Origin of the sequence: Bradyrhizobium acaciae (assembly GCF_020889785.1) — a bacterium.
In the GTDB taxonomy this organism is placed as follows: Bacteria; Pseudomonadota; Alphaproteobacteria; order Rhizobiales; family Xanthobacteraceae; genus Bradyrhizobium; species Bradyrhizobium acaciae.
The window spans coordinates 43,446-51,119 of sequence record NZ_JACMYK010000043.1 but is presented as its reverse complement, the minus strand read 5'-3'; the positions used below and the strand labels follow the sequence as shown (position 1 = coordinate 51,119).

Below are 7,674 nucleotides of genomic sequence, written 5' to 3'. Positions count from 1 at the left end.
CGCAGCACCCGCGGCCGGAGCAGCGCCACCAGCAGCCGCCGCAGCAGCGGCCTTCTGCTCTTCGGCGTAGCCGGACGGCGGCACGATGGTGACGAGCGTCGCGTCCTCGCGGGTCAGCGACTTCACACCCGCGGGCAGCTTGACGTCGGAGAGATGCAGCGAATAGCTGATCTCGAGCGCGCCGACGTCGGCCTCGATGTACTGCGGAATGTTGTCAACCGAGCACTCGAGATCGAGCGCGTGGGTGACGATGTTGACGGTGCCACCGCGCTTGACGCCCGGCGAGCTTTCACCGTTCACGATGTGCAGCGGCACGCTGACGCGGATGGTTGCACCTTCGCCGAGCCGCATGAAGTCGACATGGAGCGGGAAGTCCTTCACCGGGTCGAGGTGGTAGTCGCGCGGAATCACGCGATGCTTCTTGCCCTCGACATCGATATCGAACAGCGTGGTCAGGAACCGGCCTGCCAGGATGCGCTGGCGCAGTTCACGATCGTCGACCGAGATGGTGACGGGGGGCTGGTTGTCTCCGTAGATCACTCCGGGAACTCTCCCGGCGCGACGCTCTGCCCGGGCGGCCCCCTTGCCGCTCTTCGGACGCGCGGTCGCCTTCAATTCCTTGACGGTCGCCATAGCGTTAAGTCCTTGTATTTAAAAAGTTAAAGGCCGCAGCGCGGCCCATGCTCAAGTCCACAGCAAGCCTCCAGGGGTGCGGGGGCCGCGGACGTGGCGGGCTTTTAGCCCCAAAGGGCCCGAATGACAAGGAAATGAAGGGATTTTTCTCACTCCCCCCTGAAGAGGGAGGGTGAAAAGATCAGCCGGCTGAACCGCCGAGCTTGGCTTCCAGCGCAGCGATCCGGGCCTTCAGCGCCTCGTTCTCCTCGCGCGCCAGGCGGGCCATGTCCTTGACCGCGTCGAATTCCTCGCGCTTGACCACGTCGAGGTCACGCAGGATCCGTTCGGCCTGGTTGCGCATGACCGTGTCGACCTCGCGCTTGACGCCCTGGGCGGCACCCGCGGCATCGTTCATCAGACGGCCGATCTCGTCGAAAAACCGGTTGCTGGTCTGGGTCATCTCGCAAAACTCTCCGCGTTCACTGAATCGCGATAAGACAATGGCGATGTCGGCCACCCGGTTCAAGTCCGCCGCGAATGGCAGGCCTCTCGCAGCTTGCCTTGTCATGCTCCGGTTTCCTTGCAATCGTATGAACCCACAACAAAAATCGCACACATAACGCGAGCAGAAACGCCATGATCGAAGAGACCGTCGAAATCCCGACCAAGGACGGCAAGACCACCACCTTCATCACCCATCCCGAGCGCGGCGGCCCCTTCCCGGTCGTGATCTTCTACATGGATGCACCGGCGATCCGCGACGAGCTGCGCGACATGGCGCGCCGGCTCGGCACCTCCGGCTACTATGTGATGCTGCCGAATATGTATTACCGCGCCGGCGTGATGGAGCTCGGCCCGATCAATCCCGATCCGGAGTCGCCCGAACGCAAGCGCATGTTCGAGCTGATGCACTCGCTCAACATTCCCCTCGTCATGGAAGACACCCGGGGCCTGCTCGCCTATGCCGAGACGCAGAAGGCCGCCGACACAGAGATCATCGGCACCGTCGGCTACTGCATGAGCGGTCGCTATGCGGTGAACGCGGCGACGCATTTCGGCGACCGCGTCAAGGCCGCCGCTTCGGTCTACGGCACGCATCTGGCGACCGATCAGCCCGACAGCCCGCATCTTGCCGCGCAAAAGACCAAGGCCGAACTCTATTTCGCCTGCGCCGAGACCGATATCTACGCGCCTCAGCAAATCATCGAACAGGTGAAGGCCGGCATGAAGGGATCGAACAACGAGGTCGAGATCTATCCCGGCACCCATCACGGCTTTGCGTTCCCCAAGCGCCCGGTCTATGACCGCGACGCCGCCGAACGCCATTGGGAGCGGCTGCTGGCGCTGTACCGGCGCAACCTCGTGAAGTGAGTCTCAACCCGCACGATGCCGTTCCTGCTGATCGACTTTCCGGTGTTCAACCCCGTCGCGCTCGCGCTCGGGCCGATCGTGATCCGCTGGTATGCGCTCGCCTATATCGTCGGCATCGTGCTGGGCTGGATCTACGCCCGCTCGCTGATCAAGAAGGACCGGCTGTGGGGCGGCGAGGTGCCGATCACGCTGCCGCAGCTCGATGACTTCATCCTCTGGGTCACCATCGGCATCATCGTCGGCGGCCGCACCGGCTATGTGCTGTTCTACAATCTGCCGTTCTTTATCGCGCACCCGTCCGAGATCCTCGAATTGTGGAAGGGCGGCATGTCCTTCCACGGCGGCTTCCTCGGCTGCGTCGCCGCGGTGATGCTGTTTGCCCGCCGCAACAACATTCCGATCCTGTCGCTCGGCGACATCACCACGGCGGTCGCGCCGATCGGGCTGCTCCTCGGCCGGCTCGCCAACTTCATCAACAGCGAATTGTGGGGCCGGCACGCCGATGCAAGCCTGCCCTGGGCCATGATCTTTCCCAATGGCGGGCCGTTGCCGCGCCACCCGAGCCAGCTCTATGAGGCCGGGCTCGAGGGCATCGTGCTGTTCACGGCGTTGGCGATCATGATCCGGATGGGTGCGCTCAAGCGGCCCGGCCTGATCCTCGGCAGCTTCATTACGATCTACGGCATTGCCCGGATCATCGGCGAGCACTTCCGGGAACCGGACCCGCAGCTCGGATTCCTGTGGGGCGGACTGACCATGGGCATGCTGCTGTCGGTGCCAATGATCATCGTGGGCGCTATCATCATCACGGCCGCCGTCCGCCGCAGGGCGAACGGGCCGGCGCCGAGTTCAACGTAAGCAAGTGCAATCCAAGGAAGGCCGTGAGCGAACCCTCCCCGCTGCTGGATGAGATCAGGAAGCTGATCAAATTGTCCGGGCCGATGCCGGTCTGGCGCTACATGGAATTGTGCCTGATGCATCCGCATTACGGCTACTATTTGTCGCGCGATCCGCTCGGCCGCGAGGGCGATTTCACCACCGCGCCCGAGGTCAGCCAGATGTTCGGCGAACTGCTCGGGCTATGGAGCGCCTCGATCTGGCGCGCGATCGGCTCACCCGAGACGCTCCGCCTGGTCGAGCTCGGGCCCGGCCGCGGCACCATGATGTCCGACGCGCTGCGTGCGCTGCGCGTGCTGCCGCCGCTCTACCAGTCGCTCAGCATCCACCTCGTCGAGGTCAATCCGGTGCTGCGCGAGAAGCAGCACGCGACGCTGACCGGCGTGCGCAACATCACCTGGCACGACAGCATCGACGACGTCCCCGAGGGGCCGGCGGTGATCCTCGCCAACGAATATTTCGACGTGCTGCCGATCCACCAGATGGTCCGCCGCGAGACCGGGTGGCACGAGCGCACGGTCGGGATGGATGCCAATGGCAGCCTGTATTTCGCACCTGCCGTCGAGCCGACACCACACTTCGAGGTGCTGCTGCCGCCGCTGGTGCGCGCCGCGCCGCTCGGCGCGGTGTTCGAATGGCGGCCCGACAACGAGATCATGAAGCTTGCCACGCGGGTGCGCGACCAGGACGGCGCCGCGCTGATCATCGACTACGGCCATCTGCGCAGCGACGCCGGCGACACCTTCCAGGCGATCGCACGCCACAGCTTCGCCGACCCGCTGAAGAACCCGGGACAAGCCGACGTGACCGCGCATGTCGATTTCCAGGCCCTGGCACGGGCCGCCGAGGATGTCGGCGCGCGCGTGCACGGGCCGGCGACGCAGGGCGCCTTCCTCAAGCGCCTCGGCGTCGAGGCCCGAGCTGCCGGATTGATGGCGAAAGCAAGCCCCGAAGTCTCCGCCGACGTCGCCGGTGCGCTGAAACGGCTGACCGATTCCGGACGCGGCGGGATGGGCTCGATGTTCAAGGTCATGGCCATCTCCGACCCGCGCCTCACCTCGATCGCCGGACTGAGCGATCAGCCTGACGAGACCGAACAATGACATTGGGATCACCGCTGCTGTCGGCCATACCTGGCCTGCGCCACGCCTTCTTCTCGCGCGAGGGCGGCGTCTCCGATGGAATCTATGCCGCGCTCAACGGCGGGCTCGGCTCCAACGACGATCCGGCCAAGGTCGTGGAGAACCGGCGGCGGATGGCCGAGCAGCTCGGCGTGCCGCTCGATCATTTGATCAGTGTGCACCAGGTTCACTCGCCCGACGTCGTCGTCGTGGACAACCCGTGGAATGGCGCAGCGCGCCCGAAGGCGGATGCGCTCGTCACCCGCACCGAAGGCCTCGCGATATCGGTCACGACGGCCGACTGCGGCCCGATCCTGTTCGTCGATCCCAGTGCGCGGGTGATCGGTGCAGCGCATGCCGGCTGGAAGGGCGCGCTGACCGGTGTGCTGGAATCGACCATCGATGCGATGGAGAAGCTCGGCGCGGAGCGCGGCGGCATCGTCGCCGCCATCGGGCCGCTGATCCGCAAGGAGTCCTACGAGGTCGGACGCGAATTCGTCGAGCGCTTCATCGAGGCCGATGCCGAGAACGGCATGTTCTTCATTCCCGCCGAACGCGACGGCCATGCGATGTTCGATCTTGCCGGCTTCATCCGCATGCGGCTGGAAAATGCCGGCGTGCTGATGATCGACGATCTCGGCATCGACACCTATTCCGACGAACGCTGTTTCAGCTACCGCCGCTCCGTGCACCGCAGGGAAGCCGATTACGGCCGGCTCGTTCACGCCATCGCGCTGGAACGCTGACGCGCCGCCGCGCGTCCTCTTCATTTTCATGCGACAAGCGTCTTGACTCTCCACCTGCTGGAGACCGGACAAGCGGCGCATGACACAACGCACCTACAGCATCGGCGAGGCGGCGCGGCTCAGCGGAATTTCCGTCCGCAAGCTCCGCTTCTATTCGGACCAGGGGTTGCTGCCGCCGGCCGGCCGCACCGCGAGCGGCTATCGCGTCTTCACCGACGCAGAGCTCGTTCGCCTCGACCTGATCCGCTGCCTGCGCGATGCAGGGCTCGGTCTCGACGCGATCAGTGAGGTCCTGACCAAGGAACTCTCGCTGGTCGAAGCGCTGAAGCTCCGCCTCGAGACGCTGGAAGCGGAGATCGCGGCCCAGCGCCGCGTCGCCTCGGCCCTGCGGGCTGCGTTGCGCTCACCGCAACTCACCGAAGCAGACTTGAGGAGATTTCTGACCATGACGCAGCTATCCCGCACCGAGCGCCGCAACGTCGTCGAACGCTTTTTCGAGAAAGTGTCCGACGGCATCAACATCGACCGGAAATGGATCCGGCAGATGATCGAGACCAGCGTGCCCGAATTGCCGGACGAGCCGACGCCGGAGCAATGCGATGCCTGGACCGAGCTGTCGGGGATGCTGGGCGATCCCACTCTCGTCGCCAACATCCGCGCCAACGCAGAGGACGTCTGGAATCACCACGTGCTGGATCTCGCTGCCTGGCAGGCGGCCAACGAGACCGTGCTGGCAAGAGCCAAAGAGATCATCGCGCGCGATCTCGCGCCGACGTCGCAGGCCGGCCAGGACCTGGCCCGCGACTGGCTGGAGACCTCGGCGCGATTGCTGAAGCGAGAACCCGACCAGGAATTCCGCAACTGGATTCGCGGCAAATATGCGCTGCACGACGCCCGTGCGGCCCGCTACTGGGAGCTCGTCGCCATCATGCGCGGACAGAAGCCGGACGCGAGCCCGAACCGCGAATGGGCCTGGATCACCGAAGCGATGCGGCATCATCTGGCCGACTGAGCCCGAAGTATCGAGCAAGGAATTCGATCCTCTCCCCGGTCCGGCCGGCCGGATCGGTTAAGTGCTGTGGCCGTCCTGCCCTAGACGTTAAGCCGTTTTAACGATATCGCAGGACGCAATGAGGGATGCGTCAGACCACCAGTTTCAAACTGGGACAGTCGTGCGTGCCGCGATCGCAGTCACCTGGCTGGCGATCGCGGGCGTGCTTGGCGGATGCGCGGCCGGCGGCGGCGCTGCCGACTCCTACGCCATGGCCACGCCGGCGAGCGGCGGGGCAACTGTTGCCTTCGAATCGATCGACGGCCCGCCGCCCCAGGTGTTCGACCGCATGGTGGGGGTGCTCGACAGCGAATCCAAGCTGCGCAGCCTGTCGGTCGTGTCGCGCCAGGGCACCGCGGCCTACCGCGTGCGCAGCTATCTGTCGGCGCAAGTGGTGCGCGGCCGCACCATGATCTCGTGGGTATGGGACGTCTACGACAGCAATCAGCAACGGGCGCTCCGGCTTTCGGGTGAAGAACCCGCCGGCAAGGCCGGCCGCGACGCCTGGGCCGCGGCCGACGATCTGGTGCTGCGCAAGATCGCCCAGGCCGGCCTCAGCGGCCTGTCCAGCATGATCAACGGCGGCCCGGCGGATGGCCTGGCGCCCGCCCCGGCACCGGAGCTCCGTGGGCCGACGGTGGCGAGCGCCCCGGCCGCGGCGGCGTCCGAGACCGTGGCGCTCGGCTATTCGGCCGACTAACCCCGGGTACCTCCCGGGGAAAGGCGTTTTTTGCCCAGGAAAACGGCGGCGAAAGCAGCTAATGGGTTGCCATCCGAGCCGCCTGCCTGATATTCCCTCGCGCACCGAAAACCCGCCGGTTCTGTAAGGACTTGAGATGCTGAACGTCGTATCCAGCAAGGCGCGGGGGGAAGCATCGATGTCGGCAAAGAACGGATCAATCAAGCTCGTCGCCGGCAACTCCAATCCTGCGCTGGCGCAAGAAATCGCCAAGGGACTTGGCATTGAACTGACCAAGGCCGTGGTCCGGCGCTTCGCCGACATGGAGATCTTCGTCGAGATTCAGGAGAACGTCCGCGGCTCGGACATGTTCATCCTGCAGTCGACGTCGTATCCGGCGAACGACAATTTGATGGAACTGCTGATCATCACCGACGCGCTGCGCCGATCCTCGGCACGCCGCATCACGGCAGTGATCCCCTATTTCGGCTATGCCAGGCAGGACCGCCGCTCCGGCTCGCGCACGCCGATCTCGGCCAAGCTCGTCGCCAATCTGATCGCCCATGCCGGCGTCGACCGCGTCATGACGCTCGACCTGCACGCCGGCCAGATCCAGGGCTTCTTCGACATCCCGACCGACAATTTGTTCGCGGCGCCCTTGATGGTGCGCGACATCAGGGAAAAGTTCGACCTTGCCAAGGTGATGGTGGTGTCGCCCGACGTCGGCGGCGTGGCGCGTGCCCGCGGCCTCGCCAAGCGCATCAATACCCCGCTCGCGATCGTCGACAAGCGCCGCGAGCGTCCCGGTGAGTCCGAGGTGATGAACGTGATCGGCGATGTCGCCGGCTACAATTGCATCCTGGTCGACGACATCGTCGACTCCGGTGGCACGCTGGTGAACGCGGCCGAGGCGCTGATCGCGCACGGCGCCAAGGAAGTCTCGGCCTACATCACCCACGGCGTGCTGTCCGGCGGGGCTGCCGCGCGCATTGCATCGTCGCGGCTGAAGGAACTGGTCATCACCAACTCGATCCTGCCGACCGAGGCCGTCAACAAGGCGCCGAACATCCGCCAGATCTCGATCGCCGGCCTGATCGCCGAAGCGATCGGCCGCACCGCGGCGGAAGAGTCGGTGTCGAGCCTGTTTGACTAATACCCTGTCGTCCCTGCGAAAGCAGGGACGACACTGAATTT

Annotated in this window: 9 protein-coding genes; 7 read left to right on the top strand and 2 right to left on the bottom strand. The window is 65.2% G+C overall.

All coding sequences use genetic code 11. The features are described 5' to 3' along the window. Together H8A92_RS18560 and H8A92_RS18555 are read right to left on the bottom strand one after the other, a co-directional pair. Window positions 1–633 (bottom strand): 50S ribosomal protein L25/general stress protein Ctc (locus H8A92_RS18560; protein WP_229197103.1); only part of this gene is annotated, 633 nt, incomplete at its 3' end. Between the two features lie 181 nt (window positions 634–814). After that, entirely contained in the window at window positions 815–1,075 is a 261-nt protein-coding gene (locus H8A92_RS18555) for an accessory factor UbiK family protein (RefSeq protein WP_038388183.1), read from the bottom strand. A 176-nt stretch (window positions 1,076–1,251) separates the two neighbouring features. Here H8A92_RS18555 and H8A92_RS18550 point away from each other — a divergent pair, with 176 nt between their 5' ends. The 7 genes from H8A92_RS18550 to H8A92_RS18520 all read left to right on the top strand — a co-directional run bounded on the left by H8A92_RS18550 (window position 1,252) and on the right by H8A92_RS18520 (window position 7,633). Then, a complete protein-coding gene (locus tag H8A92_RS18550; protein ID WP_229197102.1) occupies window positions 1,252–1,986 on the top strand; it encodes a dienelactone hydrolase family protein in 735 nt (244 codons plus the stop codon). Window positions 1,987–2,001: 15 nt separating this feature from the next. Further along, window positions 2,002–2,844 carry a prolipoprotein diacylglyceryl transferase gene (gene lgt / locus H8A92_RS18545; protein ID WP_229197101.1) on the top strand — a complete coding sequence of 281 codons (843 nt, stop codon included), beginning with the start codon at window positions 2,002–2,004 and terminating at the stop codon, window positions 2,842–2,844. 83 nt (window positions 2,845–2,927) lie between these two features. Next, window positions 2,928–3,986 (top strand): class I SAM-dependent methyltransferase, encoded by a 1,059-nt coding sequence (locus H8A92_RS18540; RefSeq protein WP_229197107.1) that lies wholly within the window; start codon window positions 2,928–2,930, stop codon window positions 3,984–3,986. Then, window positions 3,983–4,750, top strand: a complete 768-nt coding sequence (gene pgeF, locus H8A92_RS18535) for a peptidoglycan editing factor PgeF (protein ID WP_229197100.1) — start codon at window positions 3,983–3,985, stop codon at window positions 4,748–4,750. The genes H8A92_RS18540 and pgeF overlap by 4 nt, the downstream gene beginning before the upstream one ends. A gap of 79 nt (window positions 4,751–4,829) precedes the next feature. Next, window positions 4,830–5,762 carry a MerR family transcriptional regulator gene (locus H8A92_RS18530; protein ID WP_229197099.1) on the top strand — a complete coding sequence of 311 codons (933 nt, stop codon included), beginning with the start codon at window positions 4,830–4,832 and terminating at the stop codon, window positions 5,760–5,762. Window positions 5,763–5,880: 118 nt separating this feature from the next. After that, window positions 5,881–6,501, top strand: coding sequence for a hypothetical protein (locus tag H8A92_RS18525; RefSeq protein WP_229197098.1), 621 nt, complete (start codon window positions 5,881–5,883; stop codon window positions 6,499–6,501). A gap of 178 nt (window positions 6,502–6,679) precedes the next feature. Further along, window positions 6,680–7,633, top strand: coding sequence for a ribose-phosphate pyrophosphokinase (locus tag H8A92_RS18520; RefSeq protein WP_229197097.1), 954 nt, complete (start codon window positions 6,680–6,682; stop codon window positions 7,631–7,633). Window positions 7,634–7,674: the final 41 nt, after the last annotated feature.